We start from the raw sequence: 15,342 nt of genomic DNA on the forward strand, positions 1-15,342 counted from the left end.
CCCCGCCAGAACGATCTTTCTGCGAAAGATCGAAGCGGTTCACACCGCTTCGCCAGCCTCCAGCCTTGCGAGAAAATCCTCCGCCCCGGCAAGCACACGGCTGCGATGCCCTTCCTCCATCCGGTCCCATGTCCGGTACATCTGCGCCATGCGCGGGTTGTTGGCGAACCGCTCACGGTGGCGGATCAGGAAATGCCAATAAAGCAGGTTGAACGGGCAGGCCCGCTCCCCTGCCTTCTCCTTAACCCGGTAATGGCAGGTGCCGCAGTAATCCGACATCCGGTCGATATAGGCGCCGGAGCTGACATAGGGTTTCGACCCCACCACCCCGCCATCGGCGAACTGGCTCATCCCTATCGTGTTCGGTGCCTCGACCCATTCGAAGGCATCGACATAGACCGACAGATACCACTCATGCACATGGGCCGGGTCCACCCCTGCCAGAAGCGCGAAATTCCCCGTCACCATCAGGCGCTGGATATGGTGCGCATAGGCCATGTCCCGCGTCTGCCCCACCGCATGACCCATGCAGGCCATCCGCGTCTTGGCGCCCCAATAGACCGCAGGCAGCGCGCGCTTGTGGCCAAGCGCGTTGCGCCCCATGTAGCCCGGCCCCTCCAACGCCCAGATGCCGCGCACGAATTCGCGCCAGCCGATGATCTGCCGGATGAACCCCTCCGCCGCATTGATAGGCACCCGCCCCGCCCGCCATTCCGCCTCGACCCGCTGGCAGACCTCCATCGGCGACAGCAGGCCAAGGTTGAGATAGGGCGAGATCAGAGCATGGCTCAAGGTCGGATCGCCTGCCAGCATCGCATCCTGCTCATCCCCGAAACTCGGCAGGGAATGGCGCGCGAAATGATCCAGCGCCGCCAGCGCATCGCCCCGCGTCACGCCCCAGCCAAAGGGGCGGACCGCCCCGAAATGAGACGGAAACCGCGCCTCGACCAAGGCCAGCACCTCTTCCGTCACCGCATCCGGCGCAAAACGCGGCGGGCGCGGGCGGAAGAGATCGGCCTTCGCGGGCTTGCGGTTGTCATGGTCGAAATTCCACTGCCCGCCCGCAGGCTTGTCCCCCTCCATCATCAACCCGGTCTTGCGCCGCATCTCGCGATAGAAGAACTCCATCCGCAACTGCTTGCGTCCCTCGGCCCATGCCCCGAACTCCGCTTCCGAACAGAGGAAACGGTCATCGGGCAGCATTGTCACCGGCACCGGGCAGTCCTCAAGCGCCTCTCGCAGCCGCCAGTCCCCCGGTGCCGTGGCGATCACCTCGCGCGCTCCCACCTCCGCGGCACGGCGGATCAACTCGCCCACGATACCTTGCGTGTTCGCGTCATCCTCCAGCCGGGAATAGGCCACCTGCCAGCCAGCCGCCCGCAGCTCTTCGGCGAAATGCCGCATCGCCGACAGGATCAGCGCAATCTTCTGCGGGTGATGCGGGACATAGGTCCCTTCCGCCATCACCTCGGCCATCACCACCACATCGCCCGGCCGCGCCGCCTGCAGCGCCGCGACATCGGGCGTCAACTGGTCCCCCAGCACAAGGATCAGGCGCGGCAGGCTCATGCGCCCTCCCTCCAGACGGCGCACCCCGCCGGAGCGTGGCATTTGGGTATTTGGGCCGAGACGAAGACCATGGTCCAGGATCGCCTCACCATGGGATCGCCTCCCCCTTCCAATCGAAGAACCCGCCCGTCTGCTCCGAACCCACGCCATCCAGCACGCGCAGCAGGTTCGCTGCCGCGACCTCCGGGGCGACCGTCGGATGACCACCCGCATAGGCCGCCGTCAGGGACGTGGCCACAGTCCCGGGGTGCAGCGCCACCAGCGTCGACTGCGGGTGCGTGCGGGCCAGTTCCACCGAACAGGTCCGCACGATCTGGTTCAGCGCCGCCTTGGCCGCGCGATAGCCATGCCAGCCGCCCAGTCGGTTGTCCCCGATCGATCCCACCCGCGCCGACAGCACCGCCACCCGCGCCGCCCGATCCCGCGGGATCATCCGCCAGACATGCTTCAACACCAGCGCAGGCCCGATCGCGTTCAGCGCGAATTGCGCCGCCAGCGCCGCTCCATCCAGCGCGCGAACCGATTTCTCTGGCCGAACCCGGCCGATCTCGAGCCCGCCGGTCGCGATGAAGATCAGGTCGAACGTCCCCTCCACCGCCCCCAGCACCCGCGCGACCGAGCCCTCCTCCGTCACGTCCAGCCCGTCGCCCGACCGCGACAGGCCGACCACATCCGCCCCGCGCACCCGAAGCGCGGCGCAGACGGCCCCGCCTATCCCTCCCGATGCCCCGATCACCAATGCGCGCATGGTCCCTCCATTCCGGCCCCGTGACCTAAGGCGCGAAAAACCGCCTTCAACCCGGTTTTTCCACCTTGCGCCGCCGCAATTCCTGCGTATCGTCGCGCCCCATGACAGGGAACCGGCATATCGCTTCGATTTCGGGTGCATTCCGCGCCCCCGCCGCCCTTGGCCTGCTTCTCCTTAGCCGCCTCTGAGCGTGCCTTTGGGCGCGACCGCTCGGAGGTGATCAGCGCCCGCAGGAAAAGCAGCAGACGGCACAAGGACCAGACCCAATGACCGATAAAAGCACGCAACCCCGCGTCCTGATCTTCGACACCACGCTGCGCGATGGGGAACAATCCCCCGGCGCGACCATGACGCATGAGGAGAAACTGGAGATCGCGGGCCTGCTCGACGACATGGGCGTCGACATCATCGAGGCTGGCTTCCCCATCGCCTCCGAAGGCGACTTCGCCGCCGTATCCGAAATCGCGAAACGGTCGAAGAACTCGACCATCTGCGGTCTGGCGCGTGCGAATTACAAGGATATCGACCGCTGCTGGGAGGCGGTGCGCCACGCCAAATCCCCGCGCATCCACACCTTCATCGGCACCTCGCCCCTGCACCGCGCGATCCCCAATCTGGACATGGACCAGATGGCCGAACGCATCCACGACACCGTGACCCATGCGCGCAACCTGTGTGACAACGTGCAGTGGTCGCCGATGGACGCGACGCGGACGGAGGCCGACTACCTCTGCCGCGTGGTGGAAATTGCGATCAAGGCAGGCGCCACGACGATCAACATCCCCGACACGGTCGGCTACACCTACCCCTTCGAATCCGCCAAGATCATCAAGATGCTGCTCGACCGCGTGCCGGGCGCGGACACGATCACCTTCGCCACCCATTGCCACAACGACCTCGGCATGGCGACGGCGAACGCGCTGGCGGCGGTCGAGGCAGGCGCGCGCCAGATCGAATGCACCATCAACGGCCTTGGCGAACGCGCGGGCAACACCGCTCTGGAAGAGGTCGTCATGGCGATGAAGGTTCGCAATGACATCCTGCCCTATCGCACAGGGATCGACACGACGAAGATCATGCACCTGTCGCGGCGCGTCTCCACCGTCTCGGGCTTCCCGGTGCAGTTCAACAAGGCCATCGTCGGCAAGAACGCCTTCCTGCATGAATCCGGCATCCATCAGGACGGCGTGCTGAAGAATGTCGAGACCTTCGAGATCATGCGCCCCGAAGACATCGGCCTGACTCAGAAGAACATCGCAATGGGCAAGCATTCCGGCCGCGCCGCCCTGCGGGCAAAGTTGAAGGAGCTGGGCTACGATCTGGCCGACAACCAGCTGAATGACGTCTTCGTGCGGTTCAAGGCGCTCGCCGACCGCAAGAAGGAGGTCTATGACGACGACATCCTCGCGCTGGTGGCGGACGAGCAGACCAACGACGCGCATGACACGCTGGTTCTGAAGAAGCTCCGCGTGGTCTGCGGCACCGATGGCCCGCAAGAGGCCGACATGGTGCTGGCCATCGACGGGGTGGATCACCACATCGACGCCACGGGCGACGGTCCGGTGGACGCGGCCTTCAACTGCGTCAAGATGCTCTTCCCGCACAAGGCGCGGCTGCAGGTCTATCAGGTGGCTGCCGTGACCGAAGGCACGGACGCGCAGGCGACCGTGTCCGTTCGTCTGGAAGAGGATGGCCGCATCGTCACCGGCCAGTCGGCGGATACCGATACCATCGTGGCATCCGTGAAAGCCTATGTGAACGCGCTGAACCGCCTGATCGTCCGCCGCCAGAAAACCGCACCGGGCGAGGATGTGAAGACGGTCACCTATCACGGCGAGTGAAGCGAAATCTGACGCAGGAAACGGATACCGATCCGGGGCGCCCCCTCCCGCAGCAGGGGGCGTTCTGTCATTCCGCCCTACAGCGCCCCGAACCGCGCCGTGACCGCCGCCGCATGGGCGGCCAGCGCGGGCAGCCCCGCCCATTGCGCCAGCAGATCCGCCCAGCGCAACGGCACGAAGGTCACATCCGCCCCCTTCACGCGCCCCGCGAACTCGGCCACCTCCACCGCATGCGCCCTGATCGCCGCCGGATCGACCGGCTTGCCACTGGCCCAGGCCGCAGGTGCAGCGTGCAAGTAGACCAGAACCGCGCCCCGCCCCCGTTTCTGCCCCTGCGTCCGCAGCCCATAGGCGTGTTTTACCAGTTGCACCGCATCCAGATGCCGGAACCGCAGCCGCCCCTCCGCCAGATCCCGCCGCAGCGCGTCATAGGCGGCCATCCCCGGCCCCCAGTCGCGGTTCTCATAGGCCTCGGAAAAGACTGCGGCCTTCCCCGGGCGGAACGGCTCATAGCGTTTGGCCTCCACCCCCACCAGCGTCGTCGCCGTCGTCACCGCCGCGTCCAGCCACGGGTGCCGCCCGCCCTTCCAGGGAAAGCGCATCTCCGCCTCGATCTCCACCGTCTCGGGCCGCCCCATGGGCACAGCCGGCAAGGGGGGCAGCAAGGCGGGCCTTTCCAGAAACCAACCGAAAGCATTCACCGCCAGCGCCGATGAGGACTCGGGGCTGTCGAATTTCCCGCTGTCGATCTCGTTCCCCGGGCTGCGCCGCAGCGCGGCCAGCAGGGCATCGGCGGGCAGGCCGGGCAGGAAGTCGGGCATCGCGGAACCTCTCGCATCACCCTCTCCGCATAGGCGGCGGGGGCCGCAAAGGAAAGCGCCACCCGCCCGGTAGGCGAAATCTGACGCAGATTTCGCATCGCTTTCTGACGCAGAAAGCGGCCATGCCACGGCACGGCCACCGGAATTTGCGTCAAATTCCGTCGCGTTTTCTGCGTCAGAAAACGCCCCCGGTCCGCCGTCGCGCGCGACCCCCGTCCGAAAAGGGCAACATCCACCGCATCACGCCCACGAATCCCGCCATGTCACGCAGCAAAAACGCAATTCCCGCCCCAACACGCGGATTTGCGCGACCAAAGTCCCGGCGGGCTTTCCCCGCCCCCGCCCTGTCTTTATATGGAACCGCCCGCCCAGGCCCTGCCTGAGTCGCGGGCGCTCCCTGTTTTGCGCTTCAAGTAGGATCACCCCAGCATGTCGGTACTCTCGGGCATCTTCTCGTCGGACATGGCGATCGACCTCGGCACGGCGAACACGCTCGTCTACATCCGCGGCAAGGGGATCGTGCTGAACGAGCCCTCGGTGGTGGCCTATCACGTCAAGGACGGGAAGAAGCAGGTGCTTGCCGTGGGCGAGGATGCCAAGCTCATGCTCGGCCGCACCCCCGGCACGATCGAGGCGATCCGGCCCATGCGTGACGGCGTCATCGCCGATTTCGACAGCGCCGAAGAGATGATCAAGCACTTCATCCGCAAGGTGCACAAGCGCACGACGTTCAGCAAACCCAAGATCATCGTCTGCGTCCCCCATGGCGCGACCCCGGTGGAAAAGCGCGCCATCCGCCAGTCGGTCCTCTCCGCAGGCGCCCGCCGCGCGGGCCTCATCGCCGAACCCATCGCCGCGGCCATCGGCGCGGGCATGCCCATCACCGACCCCACCGGCAACATGGTCGTCGACATCGGCGGCGGCACGACCGAAGTCGCGGTCCTCAGCTTGGGTGACATCGTCTATGCCCGCTCCGTCCGCGTGGGCGGCGACCGGATGGACGAGGCGATCATCTCCTACCTCCGCCGTCACCAGAACCTCCTGATTGGGGAGTCGACGGCAGAACGCATCAAGACCTCCATCGGCACCGCGCGGATGCCCGATGACGGGCGCGGCGCGTCGATGCAGATCCGGGGCCGCGACCTGCTGAACGGCGTCCCGAAGGAGACCGAGATCAATCAGGCGCAGGTCGCCGAAGCCCTTGCCGAACCCGTGCAGCAGATCTGCGACGCGGTCATGCAGGCGCTGGAGGCGACGCCCCCAGACCTCGCCGCCGACATCGTCGACCGTGGCGTCATGCTCACCGGCGGCGGCGCGCTCTTGGGCGACCTCGACCTCAGCTTGCGCGAACAGACCGGCCTTTCCATCTCGGTCGCCAACGAGTCACTGAATTGTGTGGCCTTGGGCACCGGCAAGGCGCTGGAATACGAAAAGCAGTTGCGGCATGTGATCGACTACGACAGCTGATCCCGCTGTCTGGCCTGCGGAAAGGTAAGCCGTGGCAAAGTCGCGCAGCACAGGACCGGAAGATTACGCCCGCCCCCTGCGGCGGCTGCTGATCGGCCTGCTCGTCCTCCTGCTTCTGGGGGTCTTCCTCCTCTGGCGGATCGACAGCCCGCGCGTCGAACGTTTCCGCGCCGCGCTGGTCGATCGCGTCGTCCCCTCCTTCGACTGGGCGCTTCTGCCGATCACCAAGGCCGCCGCCATGATCGACGAATTCCAAAGCTATGCCAGCCTCTACGAACAGAATCAGGAACTCCGCCGCGAACTGCAGCAGATGAAGGCTTGGCGCGAGGCGGCGCTGCAACTGGAACAGAAGAACGCGCGTCTCCTCGACCTCAATCAGGTCCGGCTCGACCCGAAACTCACCCATGTCACCGGCGTCGTGCTGGCCGACAGCGGATCACCTTTCCGCCAGTCGGTCCTCCTGAACGTGGGCGCGCGCGACGGCATCCGCGACGGCTGGGCCACGATGGACGGCATCGGCCTCGTGGGCCGCGTCTCGGGCGTGGGCGAACGCACCTCGCGCGTGATCCTGCTGACCGACTCGAACTCCCGCGTTCCGGTCACGGTGCAGCCCTCCGGGCAGAAGGCCCTGCTCTCGGGCGACAACTCCGCCCTGCCCCCGCTGGAATTCCTCGAAAACACCGATCTCGTCCGCCCCGGCGACCGAGTCGTCACCTCCGGCGATGGCGGCATGCTCCCCGCGGGCCTCCTCGTGGGGCAGGTCGTCATGGGAACCGACCGCCGCCTGCGCGTCGTGCTGTCGGCCGATTACGAACGCCTCGAATTCCTGCGCGTCCTGCGCAGCCATGACCTGATCCCCATCACCGATCCCGGCGCGCTGATCGCCCCGCCCCCCGGCACGCTGGACCCCGAGGCCGACACGGGCGAGGCCGCCGCCGCCGATCCCTCCGCCGCGGGCGGCACCGCCGACGTGACCGAAGGCTCCCCCGGCGTGGAGGGGACCGATGGTTGACGGCATCCGCTCCTCCGTCTGGTTCTACCGCGCCATCTTCGTTGGCCTTGCGGCGGCCCTGCTCTTCCTGAAACTCCTGCCCCTCGGCTCCCTCGCCGGGGATTGGCCGGGGCCGGATCTCCTGCTCTGCCTCATCTTCGCTTGGGTCGTCCGCCGCCCCGATTTCCTGCCCGCCCTGCTGATCGCAACCGTGGTGCTGCTGGAAGATTTGCTGCTCATGCGCCCGCCGGGCCTCTGGACGGCGCTCGTCCTTCTGGCGACCGAATTCATCCGCTCCCGCGCCGCGCTGACCCGCGAACTGGCCTTCGTCACGGAATGGCTGCTTGTCGCGGGCGTCATGGTCGCCCTCCTCATCGCCTATCGGCTGGCTTTCGCCGTCTCCTTCCTGCCGCAGCCAGGTTTCGGCTTCGCCCTCTTGCAGACTCTCTGGTCGGTGCTGTGTTATCCCATCGTGGTGGCCGCCTCGCGCCTTGCCTTCGACCTGCGCAAACCCGCGACGGGCGAGGTGGACGCCTACGGACAAAGGCTCTGACGGCATGAGAAGAACCGCCCGCGACACCGAGGAAAGCGCCCGCCGCATCACCCGCCGCGCCCTGTTCATGGGCGGCGCGATGGGGGCCATGTTCGCCGTCCTCGGCGTGCGGATGCGTTACCTCTCCGTGGAACAGGCCGATGAATTCCGCCTTCTCGCGGAAGAGAACCGCATCGCCATCCGCCTCATCCCGCCCGAACGCGGCAAGCTCTTCGATCGCAACGGCGTCCTGATCGCGGGCAACGAACAGAACTACCGCGTCACCCTCACCCGCGAGGATGCGGGCGATGTCGACCTCGTGCTGGCAAGGCTCACCAAGCTCATCCCCCTCACCCCCGAAGACATCGAACGCATCCGGCGCGACCTCGACCGCAACTCCGCCTTCGTTCCCATCATCGTCGCCGACCGGCTGGACTGGGAGGATTTCTCCAAGGTCGCCATGAACGCCCCCTCCCTGCCCGGCGTCACGCCCGAGGTGGGCCTCTCGCGCCACTACCCGCTGATCGAGGATTTCTCCCACGTCCTCGGCTATGTCGGCCCCGTCAGCGAACGCGACCTCGAGGAACGCCCGAACCCCGACCCCGTGCTGCGCCTGCCCGAATTCCAGATCGGCAAGATCGGCGTCGAACGCTGGATGGAGGAAACCCTGCGCGGCAGCGCCGGCAACAAGCGGATCGAGGTCAACCACGTGGGCCGCGTCATGCGCGAACTGGAACGCACCGACGGCACGCCGGGGCAGGATGTCCAGCTCACGCTGGATGCCCAAGTGCAGAACTTCGTGCAGGCCCGACTGGGCGAGGAAAGCGCCGCCTGCATCGTGATGGATGTGGAAAACGGCGACATCATCGCCTGCGCCTCCTCTCCCGGCTTCGACCCGAACCTCTTCGTGCGCGGCATCAGCCAGACCGACTATTCCGCCCTGATGGAGGATGACCACCGCCCGCTGGCGAACAAGACGGTGCAGGGCGCCTATCCGCCCGGCTCCACCTTCAAGATGGTCACCGCGCTTGCCGCGCTCGAGGAAGGCATCATCACCGCCGACAGCAGTTACAACTGCCCCGGCTATCTGGAATTCGGCGACCGCCGCTTCCATTGCTGGAAACGCGGCGGCCACGGGCGGGTGGACCTCGCCCGCTCGCTGGCCGAAAGCTGCGACGTCTATTACTACGAGATCGCGCAGAAGGTCGGCATCGACAAGATCGCCGAGATGGGCAAACGGCTGGGCCTCGGCATCCGCCACGACCTTCCCATGTCCGCCATCACCGAAGGCATCATGCCCAACCGCGCGTGGAAACAGGAACGCTGGGGGCAGGACTGGCGCATCGGCGACACGATCAACGCCTCCATCGGGCAGGGCTACGTGCTGGCCTCGCCCCTGCAACTCACCGTGATGACCGCACGCATCGCCACAGGCCGCGCCATATCCCCGCGCATCGTCCGCGCCATCGCGGGCCAGCCGGTCGAGGTCCCGCAGGCCGAGTCGCTGGGCCTCGATCCCGATGGCCTGCGCAAGATCCGCGAAGGCATGTACGAGGTGATGAACGCCCAGCGTGGCACCGCCTTCAGTTCCCGCATCGCCGACGAAACCATGACCTTCGCCGGCAAGACGGGCACCAGCCAGGTCCGCAACATCACCGCCGCCGAACGCGCGCGCGGCGTCATCTCGAACGACCAATTGCCGTGGAACCGCCGCGACCACGCACTCTTCGTGGGCTATGCCCCCTATGAAAACCCGCGCTATGCCGTAACCGTCGTCGTGGAACATGGCGGCGGCGGCTCCGCCGCGGCGGCCCCCATCGCCCGCGACGCCATACTGCGCGCGCTCCATGGCGACATCCCGCCCCTCACCGCCTATCCCGCTAACCAGCGCGGCCGGATCGAGACGGACCTGAACGCGCTCCGCGAAAAGCTGCGCGAGACAGGGCCCTCCGGCCCCTCGCGCGCCTGACCGGGGGGCTTGGCATGAGCTTCCTAGAATACCGCGTCAAGACGGTCCCCGGCGGGCTTCGCAAGGTGCTCTACCTCAACTGGCCGCTCGTCGTTCTGGTCAGCGCCGTCTCCGCCGTGGGCTTCCTCATCCTCTACTCCATCGCGGGCGGCAACATCGAGACATGGGCCGAACCGCAGATGAAGCGCTTCGCCGCCGGAATGGTGCTGATGTTCGGCGTGGCCTTCGTGCCGATCTGGTTCTGGCGCAACATGGCGGGGCTGGCCTTCGGCGTGTCGATCCTTCTGCTGCTGGCCGTGGAATTCTTCGGCGTCGTCGGCATGGGCGCGCAGCGCTGGCTGGATATAGGCCCCCTGCGCCTGCAACCCTCGGAACTCACCAAGGTCACGATGGTGATGATGCTCGCCGCCTATTACGACTGGCTCGACATCAAGAAGGTCTCGCGGCCCGTCTGGGTGCTGATCCCCGCCCTGATGATCATCATCCCCACCTTCCTCGTGGTGATCCAGCCCAACCTCGGCACCTCGCTCATGCTGTTGATGGGAGGCGCGGCGGTGATGTTCGCGGCAGGCGTCAGCATCTGGTACTTCGCCGCCGTCGGCGCGCTGGTCGTGGGGGCCGTGGTCGCAGTCTTCACCACGCGCGGCACGCCATGGCAATTCCTGCACGACTACCAGTATCGCCGCATCGACACCTTCCTCGACCCCTCCGCCGATCCGCTCGGCGCGGGCTACAACATCATGCAGGCCAAGATCGCGCTGGGGTCTGGCGGCTGGGGCGGCAAGGGCTTCATGCAGGGCACCCAGTCCCGCCTGAACTTCCTGCCGGAAAAGCATACCGACTTCATCTTCACCACGCTGGGCGAGGAATTCGGCTTCGTCGGCGCCGCCTCCCTCCTCATCCTCTACGGGCTCATCCTCTTCTTCTGCTTCACCTCCGCCATTCAGAACAAGGACCGCTTCAGCCAGCTCCTCATCATCGGACTGGCCGCGAACTTCTTCTTCTACCTCGCTGTGAACCTGTCGATGGTCATGGGCATGGCCCCGGTCGTCGGCGTGCCGTTGCCCTTCCTCTCCTATGGCGGATCGGTCATGCTCGTCCTGCTCGTGGCCTTCGGCCTGATCCAGAGCGCCCATATCCACAGGCCCCGCTAGCAGATGACCCTCACACTCCTCTTCGCCGCCTCCGACGCCAACTGGGCCGAATATGCCGCCCCCCTCCGCGACGCCATCGCGCAGGCGGGCCTCTCCGCCACCCTCACCCGCGAAGCCGCGCCGGACAGGGTGGATTACATCATCTACGCGCCCACCTCCCCCCTGCAGGACTTCTCCCCCTTCACGCGCTGCAAGGCGGTCCTGTCGCTCTGGGCCGGGGTGGAACGGATCGTCGGCAACCCGACCCTGACCCAGCCCCTCTGCCGCATGGTTGATCCCGCCCTCACGGAAGGCATGGTCGAATGGGTGGTGGGCCACGCCCTGCGCCACCATCTCGGCATGGATCGCCACATCGTCAATCCGGGCCGCCTCTGGGATCCCACCTGCCCCCCCCTCGCCCGCGAACGCCCGGTGACCATGCTCGGCATGGGCGAACTCGGCACCGCCTGCGCCCGCGCGCTGGCAGCCCTCAACTTCCCCGTCACCGGCTGGAGCCGGACCCCGAAACAGACGGGCGACATCCCCTGCCTCCATGGCGAGGACGGTCTGGCCAAGGCCCTCTCCACCGCGCAGATCGTGGTCACCCTCCTGCCCAAGACGCCAGAGACAGAAAACACCCTGAACGCCCGCACCCTTGCGCTCCTGCCCCGGGGCGCTGTCATCCTGAACCCCGGCCGCGGCGCGCTGATCGACGACGATGCCCTCCTCGCCGCCCTCGACAGCGGCCAGATCGGCCATGCCACGCTGGACGTCTTCCGCACCGAACCCCTGCCGCAGGACCATCCCTACTGGTCCCACCCCCGCGTGACGGTCACCCCCCACATCGCCGCCGACACTCGCGCCCCGTCGGCCTCCCGCGTGATCGCCGAAAACATCCGCCGCGGCGAGGCAGGGATCCCCCTCCTCAACCGCGTCGATCGCACCCGCGGCTACTGACGGCCCACTCACCTGCCCGATCCATCCGGCAGGACGGCGCGGGACCTCCGCGCCGGTTCCACATGTGACCGGCGCCCCTTCGTCTCGGCCCGGATACCCAATTCTCCAAACCGCCCCCACGGCAGGTTGAAACCCACCTGCCCGACCCGCGCGGTGTCGCCCGCACCAGTCCTCGCAAACACCCCTTCCACCTCCACCACCCACCGCAGCACCGCCAACCATCCCCGCCTTCCCACATCCCTGCAGGCACAGCCGGTCCCTTCGTCTCGGCCCAAATACCCCAAAATCCCACGCCGCCACCCCCACCCCCGGTCGCCTGTCGGCGCCCTCCCCCTCCTTCGGGGAAGGGGGTCATCCCGATCCCGGCGCGGCAGGTCGGTATCGGAACAGACGCCCCGCCCCGCCCCGTGCCCTTCTCGTCGCAAGGACAGGGGGCAGCGATGCGCTACGGAACGGGAATGGTGCTGGTCGTCGTCGCGGGGATCCTCTGGTCCACCCAAGGCCTGATCTTCCGCCAGATCCATGATGCGGGCACCTGGGCCACGCTCTTCTGGCGATCCGTCGGCATGATCCCCGTCCTCCTTGCCTTCCTCGTCTGGCGCGCGGGCGGCAATCCCCTCCCCGCCATCCGCGCCGTGGGCCTTGCCGGGGCGCTCGGTGGCCTCGGCCTCGTCGGCGCCTTCGCGGGTGCCATCTATTCCATCCAGTCCACCACCATCGCCAATGCCGTCTTCCTCTTCGCGGCCTCCCCCTTCCTCACCGCCCTCATCGGCTGGATCGCGCTGGGCGAACGCGTCCGGGCCGAGACATGGGCGGCCATGGCCGTCGCCCTTACCGGCATCTTCGTCATGGTCCGCAGCGACCTCTCCGCCGGGGCCATGGCGGGCAATGTCGCGGCCCTCCTCTCCGCCCTCGGCTTCGCCGTCTTCACCGTCACCCTGCGCTGGGGCAAGGTGGCCGACAGCCTGCCCTCGGTCCTCCTCGGCGGCCTCTTTTCCCTGATCGCCGGAGCCGTCATCGCCACCCGGATGGGCCAGACCCTCGCCGTCCCCACCCCTGACGCGCTCTGGGCCATGGCAATGGGGGGCGTCACCCTCTCGGGCGGGATGGTGCTCTACGAACTGGGCAGCCGCGTCGTCCCCGCCGCCGAATCCGCGCTCCTGTCGAATATCGAGGTGATGCTCGCCCCCCTCTGGGTCTGGCTCTTCCTGAACGAAACCGCCAGCCCCGCCACCTTCCTCGGCGGGGCGATCCTGCTCGTCGCGGTCACCATGAACGGCATCACCGGCGCCCGCCGCGCCACCGCGACCTGACACCCCCTGATCCTCTCCCGATCAAGAGACGCCGTTCCCCATGCAGAAAGGGAGGGCAGAACCGCACCAGCCCGCCAACACCGCCGCAGCCCGACGAAGCATCATCCGGGATACAAAGTCCCCCGCCGCCGCCGCGCCAAAGCCCATCAGACCGGGCGCGCAACTGGCCCCGTCCAACCCTAGCGATGCCGCCGAAAGAACCGCGACCGGGCGTATAGCTCTTCCAGCCGCTTCAGCCGCCCCTCCGTCGCCTCCCATGTCCGGTCCTGCACCGAGGCCAGCAGCGTCTCCACCAGAACCAGCAGCGACACCGTCGAATCCCAAGCGCTCGGCGCCTCGATATGGCAGGCCAGCACATGCCGCGCATGGGCGGCGGCGGGCGACAGCCAGCGGTCGGTCACCAGCACCACCTCCGCCCCCTGCTCCACCGCCAGTTCGGTCAGTTGCAGCACCGAATTCTCGTATCGGCGGATGTCGAAGACCACCAGCACATCCCCCGCCGCCATGTCCAGCAGCGCGGGCGGCCATGTGTTCGACATGCCCGAAAGCAGCGTCACATTGGGCCGGACATTCTTCATCAGCGTGACGAAATACTCCGCCATCGCATGGGTGATCCGCCCCCCCATCGCAAAGACCCGCCGCCCCGGATCGGCCAGCAGCGCCGCCGCCGCGTCGAATTCCGCATGGTCGATCTGCCCCAGCGTCGCCTGCAGATTCGCCACCACCGCATCGGCGAAACGATTCAGGATATGGGTATCCGGCACCCCGCCCGCCCAGCGGTCATGCTTGGCAAGCGGCGACACCAGCATCGCCTCCACCTCGCCCCGCAGCGCCTGCTGGTAATCCGGATATCCCTTGAACCCCAGCTTCTGGCACAGCCGCACCACCGTCGGGTTCGACACGCCCGAAGCCCGCGCCAGTTCCGTGATCGACCCCAGCGCCGCCACCGGGTAATGCGTCAGGATATGGCTGGCCAATTGCCGCTCGGCCCGCGTCAGGTCGCCCATCGCGGCGCGCATCCGGTCCTCGATCGTGGCAGTGGCATCCATACCCAAACCCCTTCCGCACGACCCCGTCAGCCAGCCCCCGGCAAGCTTGCCGAATTCCCGCGCATTCCGAAACAGAAAACTTTGTAACAGAAATTTCAACTCCGGAAAATTCTTGACAGAATGCCGCGTGACAGACCAGCCTTCCATAAAACAGGGAGATGACTCGCGCCATGATCGCGGGCGGCAACAAGGAAGCGGCGGCCTTTCCGCCCGTGGTCGAAAACGCTTCGGCCCGGGGGCGGGCCGTGATCGTCTGCGAACATGCCTCAAACCATATCCCGCCGCGCTGGGGCGACCTCGGTCTCACGCCCGACCAGCGCCGCGCCCATATCGCATGGGATCCGGGCGCCCTTGGCCTTGCCCGCGGCCTTGCGCGGCACCTCGATGCCGTCCTCGTCCATGCCCCGGTGTCGCGCCTCGTCTATGACTGCAACCGCGCGCCCGACATGGGCGGCGCCATGCCCGCCCGGTCGGAAATCCATGACATCCCCGGCAATGCCACCATCACGCCCGAAGAACGCGCCGCCCGCACCGCCGCCATCTACGTCCCCTTCCATGACGGCCTCCACGCCGTCCTTATGGACCGCATCGCCCGCGGCCTGCACCCGGCGCTGATCACCATCCACAGCTTCACCCCGGTCTATTTCGGCAAGCCGCGCGCGGTGGAATTCGGCGTCATCCACGATGCCGACGAGGCCCTCCCCCGCGCCATCCTTGCCGAGGCGCTGGCCCGCACCCCCCTCCGCGCGGAACTGAACGAACCCTATTCCGCCAAGGATGACGTGACCCACACCTTGCGCCTGCACGCCACCCCCTATGGCCTGCCCAATGCCATGCTGGAACTCCGCAACGACCTGATCGCCACGCCCGAGGCCGAGGCGCGGATGGCCGCCACACTCGCCCCCGTCCTCGCCGCCGCCATGGCCGCCCTTACCCCCGAACCCGTGTGATC

The 15,342-nt window shown here is 67.2% G+C and carries 14 protein-coding genes; 9 read left to right on the plus strand and 5 right to left on the minus strand.

Going from position 1 to position 15,342, the window contains the following annotated elements; all coding sequences use genetic code 11:
• Positions 1-39: 39 nt before the first annotated feature.
• Both TabM4_RS14935 and TabM4_RS14940 read right to left on the minus strand, forming a co-directional pair.
• Entirely contained in the window at positions 40-1,563 is a 1,524-nt protein-coding gene (locus tag TabM4_RS14935) for a cryptochrome/photolyase family protein (protein WP_434622103.1), read from the minus strand.
• Positions 1,564-1,654: 91 nt separating this feature from the next.
• The gene (locus TabM4_RS14940) at positions 1,655-2,317 is read right to left on the minus strand and encodes an SDR family NAD(P)-dependent oxidoreductase (protein WP_434613973.1); all 663 of its coding nucleotides are present in this window, start codon (positions 2,315-2,317) and stop codon (positions 1,655-1,657) included.
• Positions 2,318-2,583: 266 nt separating this feature from the next.
• Between TabM4_RS14940 and TabM4_RS14945 the strand changes: the two genes are divergently transcribed.
• A complete protein-coding gene (locus TabM4_RS14945) occupies positions 2,584-4,158 on the plus strand; it encodes a 2-isopropylmalate synthase (RefSeq protein ID WP_434613975.1) in 1,575 nt (524 codons plus the stop codon).
• A 77-nt stretch (positions 4,159-4,235) separates the two neighbouring features.
• Here TabM4_RS14945 and TabM4_RS14950 read toward each other — a convergent pair whose 3' ends face one another.
• Entirely contained in the window at positions 4,236-4,979 is a 744-nt protein-coding gene (locus TabM4_RS14950; protein ID WP_434613978.1) for a PGN_0703 family putative restriction endonuclease, read from the minus strand.
• Between the two features lie 429 nt (positions 4,980-5,408).
• Between TabM4_RS14950 and TabM4_RS14955 the strand changes: the two genes are divergently transcribed.
• Genes TabM4_RS14955 through TabM4_RS14980 form a run of 6 tightly spaced genes read left to right on the plus strand, consistent with a single transcriptional unit; the run spans position 5,409 to position 12,028 of the window.
• Positions 5,409-6,446 (plus strand): rod shape-determining protein, encoded by a 1,038-nt coding sequence (locus TabM4_RS14955; protein WP_023664066.1) that lies wholly within the window; start codon positions 5,409-5,411, stop codon positions 6,444-6,446.
• Between the two features lie 31 nt (positions 6,447-6,477).
• Positions 6,478-7,458, plus strand: a complete 981-nt coding sequence (mreC, locus tag TabM4_RS14960) for a rod shape-determining protein MreC (RefSeq protein WP_434613981.1) — start codon at positions 6,478-6,480, stop codon at positions 7,456-7,458.
• A complete protein-coding gene (locus TabM4_RS14965) occupies positions 7,451-7,990 on the plus strand; it encodes a rod shape-determining protein MreD (protein ID WP_434613984.1) in 540 nt (179 codons plus the stop codon). Before mreC ends, TabM4_RS14965 begins: the two co-directional genes overlap by 8 nt.
• Before the next feature lie 4 nt (positions 7,991-7,994).
• Entirely contained in the window at positions 7,995-9,938 is a 1,944-nt protein-coding gene (gene mrdA, locus TabM4_RS14970; protein WP_434613987.1) for a penicillin-binding protein 2, read from the plus strand.
• A gap of 14 nt (positions 9,939-9,952) precedes the next feature.
• Positions 9,953-11,092, plus strand: coding sequence for a rod shape-determining protein RodA (rodA, locus tag TabM4_RS14975; RefSeq protein ID WP_434613990.1), 1,140 nt, complete (start codon positions 9,953-9,955; stop codon positions 11,090-11,092).
• 3 nt (positions 11,093-11,095) lie between these two features.
• Positions 11,096-12,028, plus strand: a complete 933-nt coding sequence (locus TabM4_RS14980) for a 2-hydroxyacid dehydrogenase (protein ID WP_434613993.1) — start codon at positions 11,096-11,098, stop codon at positions 12,026-12,028.
• An 8-nt stretch (positions 12,029-12,036) separates the two neighbouring features.
• Here TabM4_RS14980 and TabM4_RS14985 read toward each other — a convergent pair whose 3' ends face one another.
• On the minus strand, positions 12,037-12,246 hold the full coding sequence (locus TabM4_RS14985) for a hypothetical protein (RefSeq protein ID WP_434613995.1): 210 nt from the start codon (positions 12,244-12,246) through the stop codon (positions 12,037-12,039).
• A 222-nt stretch (positions 12,247-12,468) separates the two neighbouring features.
• Between TabM4_RS14985 and TabM4_RS14990 the strand changes: the two genes are divergently transcribed.
• Positions 12,469-13,341 (plus strand): DMT family transporter, encoded by an 873-nt coding sequence (locus TabM4_RS14990; protein WP_434613998.1) that lies wholly within the window; start codon positions 12,469-12,471, stop codon positions 13,339-13,341.
• 179 nt (positions 13,342-13,520) lie between these two features.
• Here TabM4_RS14990 and TabM4_RS14995 read toward each other — a convergent pair whose 3' ends face one another.
• Complete coding sequence (locus TabM4_RS14995; protein ID WP_434614001.1) at positions 13,521-14,390, minus strand: MurR/RpiR family transcriptional regulator; 870 nt, start codon at positions 14,388-14,390, stop codon at positions 13,521-13,523.
• Between the two features lie 158 nt (positions 14,391-14,548).
• Here TabM4_RS14995 and TabM4_RS15000 point away from each other — a divergent pair, with 158 nt between their 5' ends.
• The gene (locus TabM4_RS15000; RefSeq protein ID WP_434614004.1) at positions 14,549-15,340 is read left to right on the plus strand and encodes an N-formylglutamate amidohydrolase; all 792 of its coding nucleotides are present in this window, start codon (positions 14,549-14,551) and stop codon (positions 15,338-15,340) included.
• Positions 15,341-15,342 lie beyond the last annotated feature (2 nt).

The organism is Tabrizicola sp. M-4, assembly GCF_051132405.1.
In the GTDB taxonomy this organism is placed as follows: domain Bacteria; phylum Pseudomonadota; class Alphaproteobacteria; order Rhodobacterales; family Rhodobacteraceae; genus Paragemmobacter.

Bases quoted from the DNA above. Each gene is read 5' to 3' on its own strand.
- TabM4_RS14940 (WP_434613973.1), bottom strand. From the start codon at position 2,317: ATGCGCGCATTGGTGATCGGGGCATCGGGAGGGATAGGCGGGGCCGTC.
- TabM4_RS14945 (WP_434613975.1), top strand. From the start codon at position 2,584: ATGACCGATAAAAGCACGCAACCCCGCGTCCTGATCTTCGACACCACG.
- TabM4_RS14950 (WP_434613978.1), bottom strand. From the start codon at position 4,979: ATGCCCGACTTCCTGCCCGGCCTGCCCGCCGATGCCCTGCTGGCCGCG.
- TabM4_RS14955 (WP_023664066.1), top strand. From the start codon at position 5,409: ATGTCGGTACTCTCGGGCATCTTCTCGTCGGACATGGCGATCGACCTC.
- TabM4_RS14965 (WP_434613984.1), top strand. From the start codon at position 7,451: ATGGTTGACGGCATCCGCTCCTCCGTCTGGTTCTACCGCGCCATCTTC.
- mrdA (WP_434613987.1), top strand. From the start codon at position 7,995: ATGAGAAGAACCGCCCGCGACACCGAGGAAAGCGCCCGCCGCATCACC.
- rodA (WP_434613990.1), top strand. From the start codon at position 9,953: ATGAGCTTCCTAGAATACCGCGTCAAGACGGTCCCCGGCGGGCTTCGC.
- TabM4_RS14980 (WP_434613993.1), top strand. From the start codon at position 11,096: ATGACCCTCACACTCCTCTTCGCCGCCTCCGACGCCAACTGGGCCGAA.
- TabM4_RS14990 (WP_434613998.1), top strand. From the start codon at position 12,469: ATGCGCTACGGAACGGGAATGGTGCTGGTCGTCGTCGCGGGGATCCTC.
- TabM4_RS14995 (WP_434614001.1), bottom strand. From the start codon at position 14,390: ATGGATGCCACTGCCACGATCGAGGACCGGATGCGCGCCGCGATGGGC.
- TabM4_RS15000 (WP_434614004.1), top strand. From the start codon at position 14,549: ATGACTCGCGCCATGATCGCGGGCGGCAACAAGGAAGCGGCGGCCTTT.